Source organism: Chryseobacillus diguaensis (assembly GCF_049220665.1).
GTDB lineage: Bacteria > Bacillota > Bacilli > Bacillales > Bacillaceae > Metabacillus_B.
In genome coordinates this window covers 1-20896 of record NZ_JBMKNV010000005.1, presented here as the reverse complement: position 1 = coordinate 20896, position 20896 = coordinate 1, and the positions used below count along the sequence as shown (strand labels likewise).

17 protein-coding genes, 1 tRNA gene, 1 rRNA gene, 1 pseudogene and 2 riboswitches are annotated in these 20896 nt (G+C 40.5%); of the genes and pseudogenes, 14 read left to right on the top strand and 6 right to left on the bottom strand.

The window, feature by feature from the left end; all coding sequences use genetic code 11:
• The first annotated feature begins 50 nt into the window (after positions 1-50).
• The 3 genes and pseudogenes from scpC to ACOT8F_RS09515 all read left to right on the top strand — a co-directional run bounded on the left by scpC (position 51) and on the right by ACOT8F_RS09515 (position 4872).
• Positions 51-1559, top strand: coding sequence for a succinyl-CoA:acetate CoA-transferase ScpC (gene scpC, locus ACOT8F_RS09525; RefSeq protein WP_421651529.1), 1509 nt, complete (start codon positions 51-53; stop codon positions 1557-1559).
• 350 nt (positions 1560-1909) lie between these two features.
• Positions 1910-3221, top strand: a pseudogene (locus tag ACOT8F_RS09520) (IS91 family transposase).
• Between the two features lie 316 nt (positions 3222-3537).
• Positions 3538-4872: an MFS transporter gene (locus ACOT8F_RS09515; protein ID WP_421651528.1), complete on the top strand. Its 1335-nt coding sequence runs from the start codon at positions 3538-3540 to the stop codon at positions 4870-4872.
• A gap of 519 nt (positions 4873-5391) precedes the next feature.
• Here ACOT8F_RS09515 and ACOT8F_RS09510 read toward each other — a convergent pair.
• Complete coding sequence (locus tag ACOT8F_RS09510) at positions 5392-6723, bottom strand: TIGR00366 family protein (RefSeq protein WP_421651526.1); 1332 nt, start codon at positions 6721-6723, stop codon at positions 5392-5394.
• A 569-nt stretch (positions 6724-7292) separates the two neighbouring features.
• Positions 7293-7363, bottom strand: a tRNA-Ala gene (locus ACOT8F_RS09505).
• Positions 7364-7892: 529 nt separating this feature from the next.
• On the opposite strand from ACOT8F_RS09505, the gene ACOT8F_RS09500 reads away from it, so the two are divergent.
• A complete protein-coding gene (locus ACOT8F_RS09500) occupies positions 7893-8237 on the top strand; it encodes a hypothetical protein (RefSeq protein ID WP_421651525.1) in 345 nt (114 codons plus the stop codon).
• A 151-nt stretch (positions 8238-8388) separates the two neighbouring features.
• Here the strand turns inward: ACOT8F_RS09500 and ACOT8F_RS09495 are convergent, their stop codons facing one another.
• Entirely contained in the window at positions 8389-8877 is a 489-nt protein-coding gene (locus ACOT8F_RS09495) for a DinB family protein (protein ID WP_421651524.1), read from the bottom strand.
• A gap of 71 nt (positions 8878-8948) precedes the next feature.
• Positions 8949-10574, bottom strand: a complete 1626-nt coding sequence (locus tag ACOT8F_RS09490) for an AMP-binding protein (RefSeq protein ID WP_421651523.1) — start codon at positions 10572-10574, stop codon at positions 8949-8951.
• A 168-nt stretch (positions 10575-10742) separates the two neighbouring features.
• Between ACOT8F_RS09490 and ACOT8F_RS09485 the strand changes: the two genes are divergently transcribed.
• The 3 genes from ACOT8F_RS09485 to ACOT8F_RS09475 are packed head-to-tail and all read left to right on the top strand — an operon-like array spanning position 10743 to position 13106.
• Complete coding sequence (locus ACOT8F_RS09485) at positions 10743-11657, top strand: DMT family transporter (RefSeq protein WP_421651522.1); 915 nt, start codon at positions 10743-10745, stop codon at positions 11655-11657.
• A gap of 28 nt (positions 11658-11685) precedes the next feature.
• Positions 11686-12219, top strand: a complete 534-nt coding sequence (locus tag ACOT8F_RS09480) for a GNAT family N-acetyltransferase (RefSeq protein WP_421651521.1) — start codon at positions 11686-11688, stop codon at positions 12217-12219.
• A complete protein-coding gene (locus tag ACOT8F_RS09475; protein WP_421651520.1) occupies positions 12216-13106 on the top strand; it encodes an NAD-dependent epimerase/dehydratase family protein in 891 nt (296 codons plus the stop codon). Before ACOT8F_RS09480 ends, ACOT8F_RS09475 begins: the two co-directional genes overlap by 4 nt.
• Before the next feature lie 273 nt (positions 13107-13379).
• On the opposite strand, the gene ACOT8F_RS09470 is transcribed toward ACOT8F_RS09475, so the two are convergent.
• Positions 13380-13571, bottom strand: coding sequence for a hypothetical protein (locus ACOT8F_RS09470; RefSeq protein WP_421651519.1), 192 nt, complete (start codon positions 13569-13571; stop codon positions 13380-13382).
• Positions 13572-13860: 289 nt separating this feature from the next.
• Between ACOT8F_RS09470 and ACOT8F_RS09465 the strand changes: the two genes are divergently transcribed.
• On the top strand, positions 13861-15036 hold the full coding sequence (locus tag ACOT8F_RS09465) for a processed acidic surface protein (RefSeq protein WP_421651518.1): 1176 nt from the start codon (positions 13861-13863) through the stop codon (positions 15034-15036).
• 23 nt (positions 15037-15059) lie between these two features.
• Positions 15060-15674: a class D sortase gene (locus tag ACOT8F_RS09460; protein WP_421651517.1), complete on the top strand. Its 615-nt coding sequence runs from the start codon at positions 15060-15062 to the stop codon at positions 15672-15674.
• 11 nt (positions 15675-15685) lie between these two features.
• Here ACOT8F_RS09460 and thiT read toward each other — a convergent pair whose 3' ends face one another.
• Positions 15686-16255 (bottom strand): energy-coupled thiamine transporter ThiT, encoded by a 570-nt coding sequence (gene thiT, locus ACOT8F_RS09455; RefSeq protein WP_421651515.1) that lies wholly within the window; start codon positions 16253-16255, stop codon positions 15686-15688.
• Positions 16256-16352: 97 nt separating this feature from the next.
• Positions 16353-16451, bottom strand: a riboswitch (TPP riboswitch).
• Positions 16452-16656: 205 nt separating this feature from the next.
• Positions 16657-16765, top strand: a riboswitch (TPP riboswitch).
• A 131-nt stretch (positions 16766-16896) separates the two neighbouring features.
• Between thiT and ACOT8F_RS09450 the strand changes: the two genes are divergently transcribed.
• The 5 genes from ACOT8F_RS09450 to ACOT8F_RS09430 all read left to right on the top strand — a co-directional run.
• Positions 16897-17190, top strand: a complete 294-nt coding sequence (locus tag ACOT8F_RS09450; RefSeq protein ID WP_421651514.1) for a thiamine-binding protein — start codon at positions 16897-16899, stop codon at positions 17188-17190.
• On the top strand, positions 17162-17983 hold the full coding sequence (locus tag ACOT8F_RS09445; protein ID WP_421651512.1) for an ABC transporter permease: 822 nt from the start codon (positions 17162-17164) through the stop codon (positions 17981-17983). The genes ACOT8F_RS09450 and ACOT8F_RS09445 overlap by 29 nt, the downstream gene beginning before the upstream one ends.
• 18 nt (positions 17984-18001) lie before the next feature.
• A complete protein-coding gene (locus ACOT8F_RS09440) occupies positions 18002-19000 on the top strand; it encodes an ABC transporter substrate-binding protein (RefSeq protein WP_421651926.1) in 999 nt (332 codons plus the stop codon).
• Positions 19001-19003: 3 nt separating this feature from the next.
• Positions 19004-19747, top strand: a complete 744-nt coding sequence (locus tag ACOT8F_RS09435; RefSeq protein ID WP_421651510.1) for an ABC transporter ATP-binding protein — start codon at positions 19004-19006, stop codon at positions 19745-19747.
• 751 nt (positions 19748-20498) lie between these two features.
• Positions 20499-20896: ribosomal RNA gene (locus tag ACOT8F_RS09430) — 16S ribosomal RNA — on the top strand; the annotation flags it as partial.

Sequence of the window (20896 nt, the reverse complement as noted above, 5' to 3'; positions counted from 1 at the left end):
CCTAATAAAAGGTACAATAAACTCATTATAATGAAGTGGGGGATGAGTTTATGGAGAATAGCTTTGAACGGATTAGAGACCCTCGTCTGCATAACCGGGTCGTTACTCCTGAGGAAGCAGCATCTTGGATTCAAGATGGAATGACTTTGGGGTTAAGCGGATTTACACGTGCAGGGGATGTAAAAGCGGTACCATGTGCTCTGGTCCAACGTGCCCAGCAAGAATCATTCAAGGTAAATGTCTATACAGGAGCCTCATTAGGTTCTGATATTGATAAATTGTTTGCTGAAGCTGGTATTCTCGGTAAGAGGCTTCCTTTCCAAGCAGATCCTACTATGCGAAAGGGTATAAACCAAGGGGATTTTTTATTCGTGGATCAACATTTGTCCCACACTGCTGAATTAGTGAGAGCAAATGTTTTGGAGCCTATTGATATGGCAATATTGGAAGCGGTTGCAATAACAGGAGATGGAATGATTATCCCGACAACTTCTATCGGCAATTCGTTAACCTTTGCCAAGCATGCAAAGTCCATTATTATTGAAATCAATACAGCCCAGTCCTTAGAGTTAGAAGGATTGCATGATTTATATGATCCAGGGAAACAGGGAGAGAGGGATCCCATTCCCCTTAAAAATACGGATGATCGAATCGGTACTTTAGGAATACCAATTGATGTTGAAAAGGTAAAAGGCATCGTGTTCACCAACCAGCTGGATTCACCGTCAACTATAATACCGCCAGATCAGGAAACGGTCATTATGGCAGAGCATTTAATCGAGTTTCTGCGTAAAGAAGTAGAAGCTGGACGGCTAACAGAACGTCTTGCCCCGCTGCAGTCAGGAATCGGTTCTGTTGCAAATGCCGTTCTTCATGGCATGTTAGCTTCGGAGTTTAAGGATTTAGAGGTATATTCGGAAGTATTGCAGGATGCGGTTTTTGATCTAATGGATGCGGAAAAGGTTCGATTCGCCTCATGCTGTTCTATTACTCTTTCAGATTCAAAAATGAAGGAAGTTTTCGCAAATTTTGATAAATACCGCGACCGCTTGATTATGAGGCCGCAGGAAATTTCAAATCACCCTGAAATCATCCGCCGGCTTGGGTTGATTTCAATTAACACAGCATTGGAATTAGATATTTATGGGAATGTAAATTCAACCCATGTACTAGGCACGAAAATGATGAACGGAATTGGGGGATCCGGTGATTTTGCACGGAATGCCCGTCTAGCGATTTTTGTAACAAAATCAATCGCGAAAGACGGTAATATATCAAGCATTGTTCCTTTTGTTTCTCACGTAGACCACACAGAACATGATGTAGATGTCATTGTAACAGAACAAGGATATGCAGATTTGCGCGGTCTGGCACCAAGGCAGCGCGTGGAACTGATTATCGAACGATGTGCTCATCCAACCTATCGCGGTCAACTTCGCGAATATTATCGGGAAGCTCTTACTAGAGGCGGACAAACCCCTCATGTTTTGGAAAAAGCTTTTTCATGGCATACGAATTTTTCGAAAAATGGAACGATGCTTGAAGCTGTCCTGGTGTAAATGAATCTAACAAAGGAAATAAAGCTTTACCTCAAATGTAAGTGTACTTGAACTCTTTTAAACAAAGGCAACTAGCCCTCTGGGCGTTGCCTTTTCTTACTGGATAAGAAAGTATAAATCTCTACTGAATGAGCTCGGTTTCTAGGGGTTAATATGTCCAGCGCAAGCAGCCTAGCCCGAGTCTTTAGGTCATAAGCCGTTCATCTAGAGAAAGGAAAGACCACCTTTCTCCGGATGAACGGCTTATGCTTGCCTTAGGCTGTTCAAGGCGCTTGCGCTTTTCTTGAAAGATAAGAAAGTATAAAATTTACGTCGTTCCACAGTACTTGGTACTGTGGTATTTTTAATTTATGGAGACAAATATTTTAAAACGTATCTTTTTTGATGAAAAACGTCATTGGGATCAATTCGTTCAAAAACACCGAGGAAAAATCCGTCCCATTGTTTTAAAGGAAGTCGAAAAATTCCAAGGCTGCGGAAATCCTGCAAATGGGTTCAAGCTATTTGTTTGTGAAGGCTGCCATGACGTTCGCCGAGTGCCTTATCGATGCAAAGGGCGATTTTGTACAACTTGTTCTGTAGGAGAAAGTGAAGAATGGAGCCGTCTGCTTACAGAGGATGTCCTGCAGGAATCATCGTCATGTCATCTTCACAATTGATGAAGGGCTGCGTGATGTGTTCCTGCTTCATCGGCACTTGCTAAAGGATCTGATGGACGAGGCAGCCCGGCTGATTAGCGGATTCTTTGAGAAAAAAGCAAAGGTCACCCCGGGTATCATCTCAGGTCTTCACACTTTTGGTTCCAGGGTGAATTTTAATCCTCATGTACATATGCTGCTCACAATGGGCAGCCTGACGAAGAAAGGCGAGTGGAAACAATATGACTTCCTGCCGTTTGAAATGCTCAGGAAGCAATGGCAGACGGTGGTATTAAAATTGATTCGCAAGGGTGTATCCGGGAAAGAAAAGAAGAGGATCCAGGCACGTTTACAGAGGGCTTTTCAAAATAATGGGGAAGGCTTCTATGTGCATGCCCCGAAACAAAAAGGGAATGTGAAAGAACAGCTGCGTTATATTGGACGTTATATTCGTCGACCCGCCATTGGACTGAACCGGATCGAGGCATATGACGGTCAAAACGTGACCTTTACCTATCTGGATAAAACAGACGGGAAAGAAAAATGGGAAACGGTAAGCGTCGAAGAATTTATCTCCAGGCTTATTCGCCATATACCAGATGAACAGTTCAAGACCATCCGCCACTATGGGATGTATTCAAGAAGATCAAAGAACTTTAGTAAAAAAGTATTGTGCGAATGGCAAAAGAAAGCGAAGCGCTGGATCGTGAAAGTAAAGAAAACACTGCGTCGGCAGACGTGGAGGGAACGGATGATATCTAGTGGAGAGAAAGACCCTTTCGTTTGCCAGAAGTGTGAGTGTTATTATGAGTACAAGGGAGAAGTCTGCCTTGAGGATGGGAAACTTGAAGTCAAGGCAGCTCTCTGTCAAACGAGCAGAGCTTATTTAGAAAGGGTGATTCACCATTTCACCAGTACCAAAAAAGAAGAAAAAAGGGAAGAAAAAGAAGATGGCATCTCCAACTCCGTCCAACTACCTGTTAAGCAAACAGAGCGTCAGCTTTGTTTGTTTGGCGTGTCATGAGAAAGAGGATATTCCATTTAGTGTGGTTAGAGACTTTGATTTAATGGATGATGGGGATCCTATGACACCGCCGATGTTTTCATGCGAAAAATGTGGTGGACAAATGTATCCTGAATATTATAAAGGAGTACATGGCAAGGAGTACAAAATTTCGGATGTACTCTGATTAAGAAAAACCGGGCAAAAACCGCCCGGTCCTTTTTTGTTTCAGTATAAATTTAAATACATATTGGGATGTAAAACTTTCAAAATCCTTTTCCATTCTTGGTATGGTATTATGAAAGCGCATAACACAAACGTATAAGGGGGAGAAGAGATGGACCTTTCGAAAGATCGGGCAGGCACGCGCCGGATCACAGGAAACATATTTAAAGGATCAGTAGGCAATTTGATTGAGTGGTATGACTGGTATGTTTATTCCGCCTTTGCTGTCTATTTCTCCGCAGAATTCTTTCCAGAAGGCGACTCAACAAGCCAGCTGCTAAATACAGCAGCCATTTTTGCAGTGGGCTTTTTAATGCGCCCGATTGGAAGTCTTTTGTTGGGCAGATATGCTGACCGCTATGGACGAAGGGCTGCGTTAACCCTTTCGATCAGCATTATGGCAGGAGGTTCTCTGATTATAGCCTGTACGCCAGGCTTTGAAACAATCGGCATTATGGCTCCTATTATTCTTGTTATTGCCCGCCTGCTTCAAGGTATTTCATTAGGAGGGGAATATGGAACATCAGCAACCTATTTATCCGAGATGGCCATAAGCGGCCGAAGAGGTTTTTACTCCAGTTTTCAGTATGTAACTCTTGTAGCGGGGCAGCTCGTTGCACTGGGAGTGCAGATTATTCTGCAGCAGTCCTTGAGTGATGCTGAGATGAGTTCATGGGGATGGCGGATTCCCTTTATCATCGGGGCATTGGGGGCATTAGCTGTCCTATGGCTGCGCCGCACGATGGACGAGTCTGATCAATTTAAAAAAGTGGCAGCAGAAAACCGTGCCAGCGCCGGGACATTCCGCGCTTTAATGAAACACCCAAAAGCCGTTATGACAGTAGTCGGACTAACGCTTGGAGGAACAGTCGCATTTTATACGTATACGACCTATCTGCAGAAGTTTATGATTAACACGGTTGGGATCCCTAAAGGTACTGTAACCTGGATTAACTTTGCTGCACTGCTTGTTTTTATTGTGCTTCAGCCCCTCGCCGGCATGCTGTCTGACCGAATTGGCCGGCGTCCTCTGCTGATCGGATTCGGAATTCTTGGTACAGTGCTCACGGTGCCTTTATTTTTCATGATGGAGAAAACACCGAACCCTGTAGGAGCGTTTCTTCTCATGATGGCAGGCCTTGTGATCGTCACAGGCTACACTTCCATAAATGCCATCGTTAAAGCAGAGCTCTTCCCAACAGAAATCAGGGCACTGGGTGTCGGATTTCCTTATGGCGTCACCGTTGCTATTTTTGGGGGCACGGCTGAATTTATTGCTTTATGGCTCAAAAGCATAAAATTAGAATGGCTTTTTTATGTGTATGTTGCCCTTTGCATCGCCATTAGTTTTATTACTTACTGGCGAATGGGAGAATCATCAAAGTCATCCAAGATTGAAGGAGAGCTTCTGCAGAAAGGGAAAGATATCTCAGGAAATGCCATGTAAATTTGAAAAGTAAAACCCCTGCCGGCAAAGCAGGGGTTTTTTTCACTGTATAAGAAAGTATAAATCTTTACCTAGTCAGCTCGACTGCTGAGGGGCAGTTCGGATCCAGCTCCAGCGCCTAGCCCCTCGAGGTGTCGGGGCTGTTCAAGGCGCTTGCGCTTTTCTTATCGACAATATTTAGAAAATACCATACCAGTAAAATCAGAGATATATGGAATGAAATCGGGAAAATTATCACTCAATCTAAGATCCAAAGTTAATTTGCTCATGCAAAAAACCCCGCATTTTTAAAAATGCGGGTTGGTCTTTATTTAGGACTCGGAATATCAAACGGAACTCTTTTTTTCCTTAAAACATTCTTTTTCAAGGATTCTCACCAGTGAGGCTGCCTAAAAAGCATTCATTCCCCCTAAGGAGAGCACCTGAGGCTTCTAGTAAACCAGCCAGAATAATAGCATTCGATATCCAATACAGCACGGAATTAAAATGATTTGTTCCTTTTTAAAATTAGAATTGCCATTAAAAAAATGACAAACCTATCGCAAAGATTACACCAGAGACCAATAATGTTGTGACACAGTATCCCATAATATCACGCACCCCCAGTCCAGCAATAGCCAAAGCAGGTAAAGCCCAAAACGGCTGTGCCATGTTCATCCAGGCCTCCCCATAGGCAATGGCCATAGCAGCAATACCCTGGTCAACTCCAAGTTGGTGAGCGGCAGGCATAATAAAGGGTCCCTGTACAACCCAATGTCCTCCTCCCGAAGGAACAAAGAAATTCACGATACCTGAGCTCAAAAATGCAAGGAATGGAAAGGTTTCGGGTGTCGAGATCGAGATAAATGCATTTGTAATAGCGCCTCCAAGTCCCGACATTTCCATCATGCCTTGTATGCCGGCATAAAACGGGAATTGAATTAAAATGCCCGCCGTTCCTTTCGCTGCATTCGCAACAGCGTTCATATAGGATAGTGGTGTACCATGAAGAAGGAGACCTGTTGTAAAGAAAAATAAGTTTACCGTATTAATGTCGATTTTAAAACCATTTGTTGCTATAAAATAGGCTAAATATGCGTAACCAAGCAAAGAAATAGCAATACTAAGGAGCCGGCTGTTTTCCATATGAATTGCAAATGTTTTTTTTACAGTTGCTGGTGCCACTATGATTGCTGCGGCTGTTTCATCTTCAGCTAAAACATTTGGATCAATACCAATGACATCTTTTCCTGTCGGCATCATAAGTCTTGTCATAATTGGGAGGACAATCAGCAAAGCAAGTGTAATGAAAAGGTTATAACCAGTAAAAATGGTTTGTGTCAGCGGAATCAAACCAGCTGTTTTTTCCATCGGGTTACCAGGTGTAGCTGCGACAAGCGGGATAGAGCCAGAAAGTCCTCCATGCCATGTAAGAAAGCCGATATAAGCGCATGCAATCAAGAATCGATAATCAGACCCTGTTATTTTCTTAGCTACTTCTTTAGCAAACAATGCACCAACGATTAATCCAAAACCCCAGTTAATAAAGCACGCAATTCCTGAACCTACAGTTACAAGTATGACTCCTTGCGCAGGCGTTTTGGCAACACCCGCAAGTTTAACGAGCCATCCTTTTACAAGCGGGGAGCTGGCAAGGGCATGCCCTGTTACTAAGACTAGGCTCATCTGCATGGCAAATGCCAAAAGATTCCAAAATCCTTGTCCCCAATATTGCATCATGTCAACCGGTCCATGGGACGTAAATAGAATGCCTGAAACAAATAAAAAAAGAGTAAGTATTAAAGCGAATACAAAGGGATCCGGTAAGAACCGTTGTACAAGAGCCGTAAAAAATCTAGAAATCGCTTTCATTTTTCCCTCCTATAATTGTGTTTGGTTAACCCTCTTAAATAATCTAGCATTCTTTTATAACAAAATTATACATATTTTTTGTGAAATTGTGAATATTAAGCGTTTCACTTAAATAAATAAAAAAACAGGAATAATCATATTTCCCTGTTTTTTAACCATTTAAATCATGGATTTCCTTAAGATTGGAGTGAGGGTTTTCACAATACCCATTTGGTGCTGATTTTAAATATTAGAGGTCTCTCATAAGTTCTGCAAACTTTTAAGAAGCCTTTTTTTGTAATTCATAAAAGCTTTTCATAACTCTAGGATCAGCTCCTGAGTACGTTCAATTTCCTCTTGAGAGAGCCGCTCATTCCACTGTTTGAATAAATTGACGTAACCATCAATACTTATTTGAGTGTAAGCCCCTCAAACTTTTTCTCTGCCAGAAAATCCTTCTGTACCATCTCGATTAACAATTAAAAAACCTCCTAAGATAACTTTTACAGAAATAACCCTGTACAAAGTTCTCTCAAGAGGTTGTTAAAGCTCACGAACTGAGCCTTGTGCATTTTATTTGAAATTTGGTATGGAGCTAGCGAGAATCGAACTCGCATTACTTGACTGCCAGTCAAGCGTAATCCCATTATACCATAGCCCCACGAGTTATACTGACCAGCTCAAAACTGCCAGCCAAACGCTCTCCAAACTGAGCTAAGCCCCCATTTATAAGACATATTTAATATAATATATAATTTTAGAATAAAGTCAATACATTCAAGTGAGTTTTTTGAAAGCCCTTTTTTAAAGACTCTTTTCTTAAAATATGTTGCTCATGACCCTATATTTAGTACTCGAAACCATTGGTATGAGAAAAGATGCTGGTAAAAGCATGTACGAAAAACAACAATCTCTGCGAAAACAGTCTTTCTTAAACTTTGTTGTTTTTTCATCCGTTTAAGTGAAAATAGAGCAAGAATACATCTTCGAATTTTAAGAAAAGATGCCATGAGGTTCATCTTTATATTCTAAGACCATACGAATAGCAACAATCTTTGCGGAAACTGCACTTTGTAAAAGTTCAATGATGAAAATTCCAGCCAAAAATAAAGGATAATTTTTGAAAATCTATAAAAACTAAAGGGAATATGACGATATTACCAGTAGGAAAATCACAGGAGGATGACAGCGTGAAGTGGGCAAAAAGAGCAGTGCTGACAGGGATAGGCTGTTTACTTTTATACAATGGGTATGTAGAACATGTCATCAAGGCTAGTGTTATCCCGTCCCAGCTTCAAAAGGAAGTTTTGGCGGATAAAGCGGTTTCCAGAGAAGAAGCTTTACTCCTTGTTGCAGAGAAACTCAAAAATGAGGGGAAAGATGGAGTTGGTGTATCATTTCAAGCTCAGGTTAAAGAAAAATATGTCTGCATTGCCAAGTGGCTTGAGAGCAGTGATGAAACAAAGTCAGCTGATGATGACAAAGCTATCTTTTCAGTGAACAGATTTTCCGGAACAGTAGAGTTAATTCATTAAATGTATTTCTTGGAACGGGTTTTCAATATTTTTTAGCGTGAATCCTGACGTTAAACAGCCTTAGATAAAACCTAATAAAGGCTTCTTGGATAAATGAGATGGCAATGATTTTACAGATGAACGAGAAAGAAAAAAAAGAGGCCTGAGCCTCTTAGCTTAGCACTGCTTGTTTAATTTCTCTCAATTGATTAAGATGACGTTCTTCATGGTAACCGATAAACTCTACCCATTGTTTGACAGATAGCTCACCCATTACTGGATGTTTAAGAGATTTAGCGGATAAATCATAATCCAGCATATCCACGTATGCCATAAGATCTCTGCGGGCTTCCGTTAAAGCCATGATAACCTCTTCGCGATTAATAGGTTCTTCTCCTGGCGCGACACTATCGGGAGCATCCTTTTTATATGATCGATCTGTTACAGCCACAAGATTTTTTTCTTCCACTTTTTTGTCCTCTGCAGAAGGTGCGATTCTTTTAAATGTTTCTGTCATTACATTTTCAATTTTTTGAAGGTGATCGACTAGTTGTCCAATGCTCCATTGACCCTCTTCAGGTTTTTGGTGAAATTCTTCTTCTGAGACACTCTCTACTTCATTTAATAGTTCCCCTCGAACTTCTTTCATATGTTCAAACATGTTTATCACTCCTTTAGAGCTATCATAGCAAACCAAGTTTTATAAGTCGCTTTCCGCAACCGCTTACCTTCTTACACTTTTTCGGACACCCATCTTTCTGCTTGCTGGCGGAGCTTATATTTCTGGATTTTTCCAGAAGCCGTCATCGGATACTCTTTCATAAAGAAACAGTAATCCGGAATTTTATGAAAAGCAATTTTATCCTTGCAAAATTCCCGCACATTTTCCAAGGTGAGTTGTTTCCCTTCCTTCACTTTGATGCAGGCTGCAACCCGTTCGCCGTATTTTGCATCAGGAATACCAATAACTTGCACGTCAATGATATCGTCATGAGAATATAAAAATTCTTCAATTTCTCTTGGATAGACATTTTCCCCGCCGCGAATGATCATATCTTTAAGGCGTCCGGTAATACGGATATAACCATCTTTATCCATAGAAGCTAAATCTCCAGTATGCAGCCAGCCATCCGAATCAATTGCTCCCTTTGTTGCTTCGGGCATTTTATAATACCCTTTCATTACTAAAAATCCTCTGGCGCATAATTCTCCCTGTTCGTTTGCTGAAACTTCTTTACCGGTTACAGGATCAATGATTTTTACCTCTGCATGTGGCTGCGCTTTCCCGACTGTACCAACCCGCCGTTCAATAGAATCATTGATCCGTGTTTGTGTGATGACCGGTGAGGCTTCTGTTTGGCCGTAAGCAATGGTTATTTCCTCCATTCCCATCTGATGCATGACCTTCTTCATGACCTCTGTCGGACACGGAGATCCGGACATAATGCCTCTTCTGAGAGAAGACAGGTCATAAGATGAGAAGTTTTCCTCCATTAATTCAGCTATATACATGGTCGGAACACCATGCAATGCTGTTGCTTTTTCCTTTTCAATTGTTTGGAGAACAGTTTTGGGCTGAAATTCTACTATTGGGAGCATAGTTGCTCCGACAGTTACGCAGGCAAGAGATCCCATCACACAACCGAAGCAATGGAAGAACGGAACGGGAATAACAAGTTTGTCTTCATGTGTTATGTTCATTGCTTGTGCTACAAGATAAGCGTTATTGATGATATTATGATGAGAGAGCATAACGCCTTTAGGAAAACCGGTTGTCCCTGAAGTGTATTGCATATTGATCACTTCATGCTGGTTCAGATCGCTTTCACGGTTTTTAAGCTCTTCATCCGTTGCTGTTCCAGCTCCCATCATCATTTCCTTCCAGCTGGTCATTCCCTCTGGAACGGTGTTTTCTCCTATGTAAATAATTGTTTTAAGCATCGGTAATGCCTTACGCTGTTCTGAATCACATAAAATGGACTGAACAATTCTTGTATAGGAAGATTCTTTGAAACCATCAATTAAAAAAAGTGTGGTCGCGTCTGATTGCTGAAGCAAATAGTGAAGCTCTGAGCTTTGATAACTTGTATTGACTGTAACCAGGACCGCTCCGATTCTGGCAGTTGCAAATTGAAGAAGGGGCCATTCGGGAATATTGGTTGCCCAAATGGCAACATGTTCACCTTTTTTTATTCCAAGTGCCATCAGAGCCTTTGCAATCCTGCCCGTTTCCTCGTAAAATTCTTCGTAGGTATAACGGATGTTTTCTTTTGAATAAACCATTGCTTCGCGTTTTGTAAACTTTTCCGCAGAATTTTTTAACAGCTCGCCAATAGGTAATTGAATGAGTGGCTTCATAAAGTCCTCCTTGTCCCATTAAAGAATACGCTTTCATCATACTATATTGACAGAAAATTATAAAAATTTTTTATCGACAAAACTTTGAAAAATGGAATTATCTTTAAATGAAACAAGCTAGAAACCCTATTCTAAAAGAAATAGCATCTCAGAAAAGGAGCTGATTTTTTGAACCGCAATCATTTCTATCCATATGCCGCACTTATTATCGGAGTTTTATCTGTGTCAGCTTCCGCTATTTTTGTAAAGCTATCATCATCTCCAGCACCTGTTACCGCTTTTTACCGTATGTTTCTTTCTGTTCTTATTTTGATGCCCCTCTTTCTATTGAAAAGTATAAAAGAAATCAAGCTTTTAACGAAAAAGGATTGGCTGTTCACAATTTTAGCCGGCGTTTTATTAGCCGTTCATTTTATTCTCTGGTTTGAGTCTTTGCAATACACATCCGTTGCAAGCTCTGTCGTTCTCGTCACACTTCAGCCTCTGTTTGCTTTTATCGGGACATATTTCTTTTTTAAAGAAAAGCTTTCAGCAGGAGGTATTCTTAGTTCGATCCTTACGATCATTGGAAGTATGATCATCAGCTGGGGCGATTTGAAAGTTAGCGGTGAAGCCCTTTTTGGAGATATGCTCGCTCTCGCAGCGTGCCTCATGGTTACTGCCTATCTCCTTTTTGGACAGGAGGTCAGAAAGCGTCATAATCTAACTCTCTATTCAGGATTGGTATATGGCATAAGTGCAGCAACTCTTCTTATTTATTGCCTGCTGTTTTCTTACCCGCTTGTTCCTGCTGAAAGGACAGACTGGTTTTACTTTGTTCTGCTCGCGGTATTCCCGAATCTTTTAGGCCATTCTCTTTTTAACTGGGCACTGAAGTGGATCAGCACGAATACAATCTCTGTCGCCATTTTATTTGAACCGGTTGGTGCTGTTATCCTGGCTTGTATTTTTCTTCAGGAAATAATCACCCTGACTCAAATAATAGGCGGTTCCATCATAATGACAGGTATTCTATGGTTTTTGCTGGGCAATAGGCCAAATAAGCAAAGAGAAACTGCTCAGGAAGCCAGTTTAATTGACTAAATCTCATACGAAATGAGGGAGGAACTTCATGTATAAAATTCGGAAGGCAACCACCCATGATATTAAACAAGTTGCAAAAGCACATGTGGACAGCTGGAGAACTACATATGAAGGAATTGTTGATCAAGGATATTTAAATGCTTTGAAATATGAGGATCGCGAACGCTTATGGGAGCAGGCTGATCATGATCAGCTTTTGGTAGCAGCCGATTCTTCGCATAATATAGTCGGGTTTGCTAGTTATGGAAAAGAAAAGACAGGGGAATTTGGTTATGATAGCGAGCTTTATGCCATCTATTTGCTGAAGCATGTACAGCGGCAGGGTATAGGAAGAGAACTGTTTCAGAGAATGATAGAGGATCTTGAACAAAAAGGTGTTTCTTCCATCATGCTTTGGGTCCTTGAGGAGAATCCTTCGAGGAAGTTCTATGAGGCTTTCAGTCCCGAGCTTGTCGCAAAAGACAACTATGAAATCAGCGGCAATATCCATGCAGAGCTTGCTTACGGATGGAAAAATCTCAGCCATATAAAAGAAAAAATAAAAGAAGGCGGGAAACAATGAAAAAGGTGCTGGTACTTGGCGGAACACAATTTTTTGGAAAAAAGCTTGTAAACCGTTTATTAGAGAATAATATCGATGTAACCATTTCAACTAGAGGAAAGACAGCGGATCCTTTTGGCAGCAATGTGGAAAGAATCGAACTTGACAGAAGTGACTTAGCCTCTTATAAAAAGGTGTTTGAAAGTGGGTATTATGATGTCGTTTTTGATCAGACCTGCTATTCACCGCTAGAAGCAAAAGCAGCATTTGAAGCGCTGAAAGGAAAAATTGGCCAGTATGTTTTTACTTCCACAATGGCTGTTTACGATTTTGGAACAGAATTAAAAGAATTATCCTTTCAGCCGGAGGCGTATTCCATTCATTTAATAAAACCTAGAGAACAGTATTTTGGTCTTAAAGGCTATCAAGAAGCAAAACGATTAGCGGAAGCGTATCTTTTTCAGTATGCAGATATTCCAGTTGCAGCTCTCCGCTTTTCACTTGTAATAGGTGAGGATGATTATACCAGACGATTTCAGGGGCATATCAAAAAGCTGAAAAATGAAGAAACGATAGGGATACATAACCCGGACCTAAGATACAGCTTTATCTCTTCAGATGATGCAGCCGGCATGCTTTATCACGCTGGAGCTAACAAATTGGAAGGTAGTTATAATGCAGCGTTTGAGGAAAGTATTTCTTTAAAAGAGCTAATACAGCTCATGGAAAAAGCAACCGGAAAGAAAGCCAATTTGACGACAGAAATTTCTTCTGAAAATCTCTCTCCATACAGTATGGGAGACTCTCTTGCTATTTCTCCTGAAAAAGCACAAAATACAGGCTATATGTTTAAAAAGCTTTATCCTTTTTTAGAAAACCTCTCAGACTATTATGCTCATAAGGAATAATAGAACAAAAGATCAGCTTCAGAAAGGAGTAAAAGAATGGATCCGCCTAATGATCGATCCGTTCTCTTTCTTTTAGTTACTTCTGCTTTTTCTATTACTCGTTTGATTAAATGTGCCGCTCGGGTCAAATAAGATTGAAAACAGGAATGTGTACTATTGAAAACAGTTTTTATCCAGCCCTTACAAATGTCCTCATAAATCCGCAGCCTCTCTTTTCCTTTATAGAAATTACTGCTGAATTTATAATGCAATATTCTTCATTTTATAAATCTATTAAAAAAGCTTTTCATAATAAACCCCGGCAAAGTATGCAAAAATGACAGCAAGAGGCAGACAAAATACAAGTGGCCACCCATTAACCTTGCCTTCTTCCTGGCTGATGCGGATCGCCTCTTTGTAGCTATACAAAAAGTGAAAAAGAGAGAGTATATAGCTTCCGAGCATCATGATTACAGTCAGGTGCATCTATTTTTCCTCCATTAGTAAAGATCTTTTTATACTTAGAGCAGTGCGGCCATATTCTATTAGATTCAGCTTACTCTACTAATATGAGTAAAATTTTTAAGGCTCTTTTCATAAACTTTGTTGCTTTCCATCTTTTTTATTGAATTTACCTGCCAGTTAGTCTGCGAAAATAGTAATTTTTAAAAAATTGGATAATTATATAGAAAAAAAAGATGAATTACAATGCTATATTTACGAGGATTTAATCGGTATAATTGTCTAGATTTGAAATTAATGGGGGTTAATTGATTTGAAAAAGCTTTTCACAGCATGTTTAGCATTACTATTTATGGTTTTTGCTTCTACGCCTGCATTTGCAGCAGTCAAAGAGACAGATTTGACAGCATACCTTACTGAAATAGGGATGAGCAAATCTGACTTGGAGGATTACCTCAGTTACAGCGACCTGACGCTTAATGATTTTAACAGTATTCAGGAGCTAAAAGATGAACTGGGTGAACCAGTTACAGATGAGACACTTGCAGCACTTTTAAAGGATTATGATCTAACAGAACAAAAAGCAATTGATTTGCTTGTTGAAAACGGAGAGCTTGAGAAGGGCGAAAAAATTCAGGATGTTTATACCTTTATCAATGACTTAGATTCAGATCTATCTTATTATCTTGATAATGAATTAACACCGATCACAAGCAGCAATCTAAATGACTTGCTTGCTGGCTATGAGTTGACGAAAGCGGAATTCGATAAATTGATGACTGCACATAAAGATTCTATTAAAAACTATAAATATATAGAAGACTTGGATCAGACACTTGATTATTATACACAGCGTTCTGCAAAAATGCAGAAAGAAATGGAGAATGCCCTTGCTAGTCTCGGCATTACTCAAAAAGAAGCCGAAAGATTGTCTGAGTATATGAGCTCAGTGATCAAGAATGATCCTTCTGCTTCTGATAAGCTAAAAAGCCTTGGGGAAAGAATGATGCATTTTTCAAACTTTACGAGTGTTGATCAGCTTTCTGCTAAAGATATTGCAGAACTGCTTTCGATCTACAGCGAAGGTCTTGACCTGTTTAAACTTAAACCAAAGTTTTATTTAACGAAAAATGGAGAAAAGAATGAACTTTCTCTGCAATCATTAATGAATGTAAAAGATCTAAATGGAGCAAACCTTTTGGTTGAATTGTATAGCGATAAAGGCGAATTGCTGATGGATCTTGTGATTACACCAGAAATGGCCGGCTCAAAGATTGTTAAAGAAACCGGTAAAGGCCTTGAAAAAACGGCAGTGATTGCTAAAAAAGAAGAGAAAAAACCAGTATTATCTAAACCAGTTGCCAAAACAGTTAAAGGCGCAAAGCTTCCTAAAACAGCAGGAAACTATGCTGAAATGATGGGAGCAGGTATTCTTCTGCTTGCCGGCGCATTCCTGCTTGCAAGAAGAGTCAAAGCGAAATACCAATGAGAGCTAGAGCGGGTAAGCAAAAAATGAAGAAGAAGCCGATGCTTCTTCTTTTTGCCATCGCTGTACTGCTTGTTGGCGGAATCTATTTGACAACAACCAATGGATTTAAACTTGCCTATGGGTATTTTTTATTTAAAACAGAGAAGCCAATCTCAGCCACAGCAATAGAAAAACCGAAGCCTGCTCCATCCAAAAAACCAGAAAATGTACTATACAGCGTCCGGCCCAAAATGGGTGAAAACATGGGCGTCTTGCAGATTCCTAAGCTTAATGCTTCCCTTCCAATCTATCATGGAACAGATGAAGATGAGCTTGAAAGAGGAGTCGGGCATTATGCGGGCTCCGTACTTCCGGGTGAAAAGGATAATTCTGTTCTGGCAGGACACAGAGATACTGTGTTTAGAAGGCTGGGAGAGGTAGGCAAAAAGGATCTGCTGGTTGTGGAAACGAGTGCAGGCAAGTTCACTTACAAAATCCGAAAAGTAAGGATTGTCGATGCTGATGACCGGACAGTTATTGTTCCAAAGCCTCGAGCAACTCTCACAGTCTCTACATGCTACCCATTTCGTTTTGTGGGCTCTGCGCCAAAACGCTATGTGCTTGTAGCTGATTTAATAAAAAGCCAAATTAAAAAGTGAATCATAAGGATTCACTTTTTTCTGTTTAATAAGGTTGGCGCAGAGATCAAAACCATAATGATCACAATGCTGCTGACAATCCATGATGGAATCATGTAGGAGCTGTTATAGACGACCGAATATAGAAATACAGGCGTTCCTTTAGGAGTGCTTGAAGCGAAGAAAATAATTCCCGAAAGAACATGGGAAGCAAGCCTAAGTAAACTTCCTATAAAAGTTGCTGCTAAAACCGAAAGAATAACCGCTCCTTTTTGTCTGCTGCCAGAAGCACGAAGCACCCAACGGGAAAAAAGGCCGCTTGCGCCAAGAAGTGCGTATGCTAAAGGATAATCGAGCAAATATTGTGCCCAGTGGACAATCACCGCAAGGCCAAGGACTATCTGAAGAAGCCCTGTTAAGAACCCTGTAAGCAGTCCCCCTTTAAGTCCCCATCTAAAAGCCATAATAAAAATCGGAATCATAGCAAGTGAAAGGGATCCGCCTTGAGGAAGTCTCCCGAATATATTTGATACATAATCAAGCAGCAGGGCAATTGCTGCAAAAATAGCTGTTTCAACCAAAAAAACAAGCCGCTGATTCATTAAAACACCTCTTATAGACCGACCAAAAAGGAAATGAAAAAAGCAATGCGGGGAACTCTGTCGTTCGTTTCCACGCACTGCTTTAATGAGAGGTAAAATAAGTTCAGTGCCACATCCCTACAAAAGCGTTAACTAACAGGTTCAAAGGGTCAGAACTGCGTTCAATCTCAGCCGAATGGCTCCCCTTGTGGTCGATTCATTAAATTATGAATAAAGTAATAATACAATATAAAACAAATTTCGACAACCCTATTTGTAAAGGAAATTAATTCTTTCTTTACAAAATGCTGAATTGCTGATATGTTTTGATTGATCTTATATTTAATAAATTATTGGCTGCTTTCTTAGCTTCAAAGACCTAAATGGCAAAGAATTCTATGGAAAGAGCCAATATGAAAATTGAAAATGTCTCGGGGAGCTGAGTAAACTTGGCTGAGAGGACGATTTTTAGCGTCGACCCGTTAAACCTGATCTGGATAATGCCAGCGTAGGGAGCCAAGAGGAAGGATTCTTTCCTTTATACTTTAGACGAGCATAAGGCTGCCCTAGTGGCAGTCTTTTTTGTGTTTGCATTTTCATTTTTGCATTCTAAGCTTTTATCTGTTTATTGATCACATTTTAAGAGTATAGGGGGAAGTTACATGGCTTCAGTAAATTTGGCTTTTCAGGTGCTGCCAAAATCAGATGGCGGCAATACTTACGAAATTGTAGACAAAGCTATTGAGATCGTTCAGCAATCAGGTGTGAAATATGAGGTTGGCGCAATGGAAACAGTGATGGAGGGTGAGCTGGATGAATTGCTCGATATCGTTAAAAGAGCACAGGATGCTTGTATTAAAGCAGGGGCTTTTGAAGTCATGACACACATGAAGATCCACTATCGTCCTGTTGAAGGAGTGACGATTGATGAAAAGCTTAAAAAATACCGCGCTTAAACCTTCTGCCTCTATAGCGGATGTTTTGAAAAGATTAATTGAAACAGCACTTCCTGGTATCGCTATATTGCTTCTGCTTTTATTCTGGGAGCTTGCAGTGAGATTCAGCGGGATTGATAAATGGATCTTGCCAGCGCCAACAGAGGTAATAAAGGCGCTGTTCACAATGAGTTCAACACTGCCTTCTCATATTATTCAGACCGTATCAGAAGCCATTTTAGGGCTGGTTATCTCTATTGTTGCGGGGGTCTTATTCGGTACAATCATTGATCTTTCAGACTGGATCAGAAAAGCCATCTATCCTTTGCTGATCATTTCTCAGACCATTCCTATCATTGCTTTGGCACCGCTCTTTATTATCTGGTTTGGATTTGGGCTTTTACCCAAAGTATTGGTTGTTGCTCTCGTTTGCTTTTTTCCGATAGCTATTAATCTCGCAGATGGGTACCGCCTTGTGGACAGAGATATGCTTAAGCTTATGAAAACCTTCGGAGCAACAAAGCGGCAAACCTTCTTAAAAGTGAAGTTCCCATCTGCATTGCCATTCTTTTTTTCCGGATTGAAAATTGCTGGCACGTACAGTGTCATGGGAGCTGTTATTGGAGAATGGCTTGGTTCAGATAGAGGACTTGGTATAGTACTTACAAGATCGAGCCAATCTTTTCTGACTGAAAAAGTATTTGCAACAATCCTAATCATTGTCTTGTTAAGTCTGGCGGTATTTGCACTGATTGAAATCCTTGCCCGCATTTGTATGCCATGGCGATATGAGCAGCAGAAATTCGAAAAATAATATATGAGGAGAAACATGATGAAAAAAGGACTTTATTTAATGTTAAGTGCTCTAATTCTGTTACTATCAGCAGGATGCAGCGGGGCAGAGAAGACAGATCAAAAGCCGCTTAAGAAAGTGAAAATTATGCTCGATTGGTTTCCGAATACGAATCATACGGGTATCTATGTAGCGAAAGAAAAAGGCTATTATAAAAATGAAGGGCTTGATGTTGAAATTGCAGAACCGGGGGAAGGGGTCAGTGCAGATCAAGTAGTAGCCTCCGGTAAAGCAGATTTCGGGATCAGTTATCAGGAAAACATAACACAAGCAAGATCAAATGGTATACCGCTTGTTTCATTAGGAGCTATCATTCAGGAAAATACATCTGCTTTTGCTTCATTAAAAAAAGATCATATTCTGTCACCTAAAGATTTTGAAGGAAAACGTTACGGGGGATGGGGAGCTCCTACAGAAGAGGCCGTTCTAAAAGCTGTAATGCAGAAAAACAATGGTGATTTTTCAAAAGTGAAAAATGTTACCCTTGGTGCAACTGATTTCTTTAAGTCCATTGGAAGAGATGCTGATATTGAATGGATTTATTATGGCTGGGATGGAGTAGAGGCAGAAAGACAAGGAATCAAGCTGAATTATATTTATTTGAAAGATCTGGATCCTGCATTAAATTATTACACTCCGGTGATTTCAACGAGCGAAAAGGAAATCAAGCAGAATAAGGATACTGTATCGAAATTTATGAAAGCGACTTCCCTTGGATATGAAGATGCTATTAAAGACCCAAAAGGTGCTGCTGATATTTTAATTAAACAGGTACCGGACATTAACGCCGATTTAGTTAAAAAGAGCCAGGGATGGATAAGTAAGCAGTACCAGGGAAAAGCAGATCAATGGGGTTATCAGAAGGAAGAGGTTTGGAAGCGTTATGCTGATTGGATGTATGCGCGCAAATTAATTAATAAAAATATCATACCATCTGAAGCGTATACGAATGACTTTCTTCCAAAAAGGAATGAGTAAAAAATGCTGAAAGTTGAAGAGCTGTCAAAGACATTTCATAATCAGAAAGACCCTCTTTTAACACTTGATAATATTAGCTTAACGATTGAAAAAGGAGAGTTTATCAGTATTTTAGGCCCCAGCGGATGCGGAAAAAGCACGCTCCTTGATATTATTGCAGGCATTAAGAAGCCTTCTAAAGGCAGAGTGATGTATGGAGGAAGAGAAATAATCGGTGAAATTGGATATTCTGCCTACATGCCTCAATCAGATGTCTTGCTTCCCTGGAGAACTGTATTGGAAAATGCGGCACTCCCGCTTGAGATAAAAGGAGAGAGCAAGAAACAAGCCAAAAAGCAGGCTATTCCTCTTTTTAAAACATTTGGGCTTAAAGGATTTGAAAACCACTATCCGTTTATGCTCTCAGGCGGTATGAGGCAAAGAGCCAGTTTTTTAAGAACCTTGCTTAATAAAAAGGATCTGCTCTTATTAGATGAGCCCTTCGGAAAGCTTGATGCTATTACTAGACTTGAGCTTCAGCAGTGGCTTATGGATATTTGCTCATCTCTAAAGCTTACCGTTTTGTTTATTACGCATGATATTGATGAAGCGATCTTTCTATCTGACAGAGTATATATTATGTCAGCAAGACCCGGGAAAGTGATGAAGGAACTGACGGTTCCCTTTTCAAGGCCAAGAAGTGTGGAAATAACGGGTGAAGCGGAATTTGCTGAACTTAAGAGAGATATGATTAAGATTCTAAAATGAAAGACTTTCTTTGCAGCAGTCCTCCTTTTAAAAACCCGACTGAAGATGATAACCATGATCAGGCCGGTTCCTTCTATGAAGATGGGGAGCCGGCTTTTTTATCGTTTAGTGAATGTATTTTTCGGGGCACAAAGCATAGGACGAAAATACTTCCAGTCTAATTAGGGACGTGATTTAAGTTGCATTAGAGAATTTGTTCATGTTTTTGAAAGTGCATCCCGATTTGAAAACTCTATTTTAAAAGGTAAGATTTATAGTGCTGATAAGACTAAAATGACAGGGAAAAGCTGCTTACTGTCCAAATAACAGGTTCTGCTGGCGCAACTCGGGTTCTACCGAGCGCATCCCGCCTCTTGCTGTCCAAACAGCGCTGTTAACAGTTCAAGCATGTGATATACAATAGTTAGCATTCGATGTTGTCTTCTTGCAGCCAGTGATTAATATTTAAATGTTTCAGATTGTAAATGAATTGAAATAGAAGTAAAGTTTTAAATTTTTTCTTAACAAAACCACTTGTAAAGATTAATAATGCATGATATATTAATGTTCGTCGCTGATAAACAGCACCTCAAAATATCGAAAAAAATAGTGTTGACAAGCATTTGGAAACTTGATATATTAAAGAGGTCGCTTTTGAGCGATTGTCACAAAAAAGACGCGAAGTTAAATGCAAGAAAATGATCTTTGAAAACTAAACAGAACGAAATGCCAACGTTAATTCAAGTTTTATTTTAAGAGCTAATCAAACACTTTATTGGAGAGTTTGATCCTGGCTCAGGACGAACGCTGGCGGCGTGCCTAATACATGCAAGTCGAGCGGATCTCTTCGGAGATCAGCGGCGGACGGGTGAGTAACACGTGGGCAACCTGCCTGTAAGACTGGGATAACTCCGGGAAACCGGGGCTAATACCGGATAACCCTTCGGACCTCATGGTCCGGAGCTGAAAGACGGTTATGCTGTCACTTACAGATGGGCCCGCGGCGCATTAGCTAGTTGGTGAGGTAACGGCTCACCAAGGCGACGATGCGTAGCCGACCTGAGAGGGTGATCGGCCACACTGGGACTGAGACACGGCCCAGACTCCTACGGGAGGCAGCAGTAGGGAATCTTCCGCAATGGACGAAAGTCTGACGGAGCAACGCCGCGT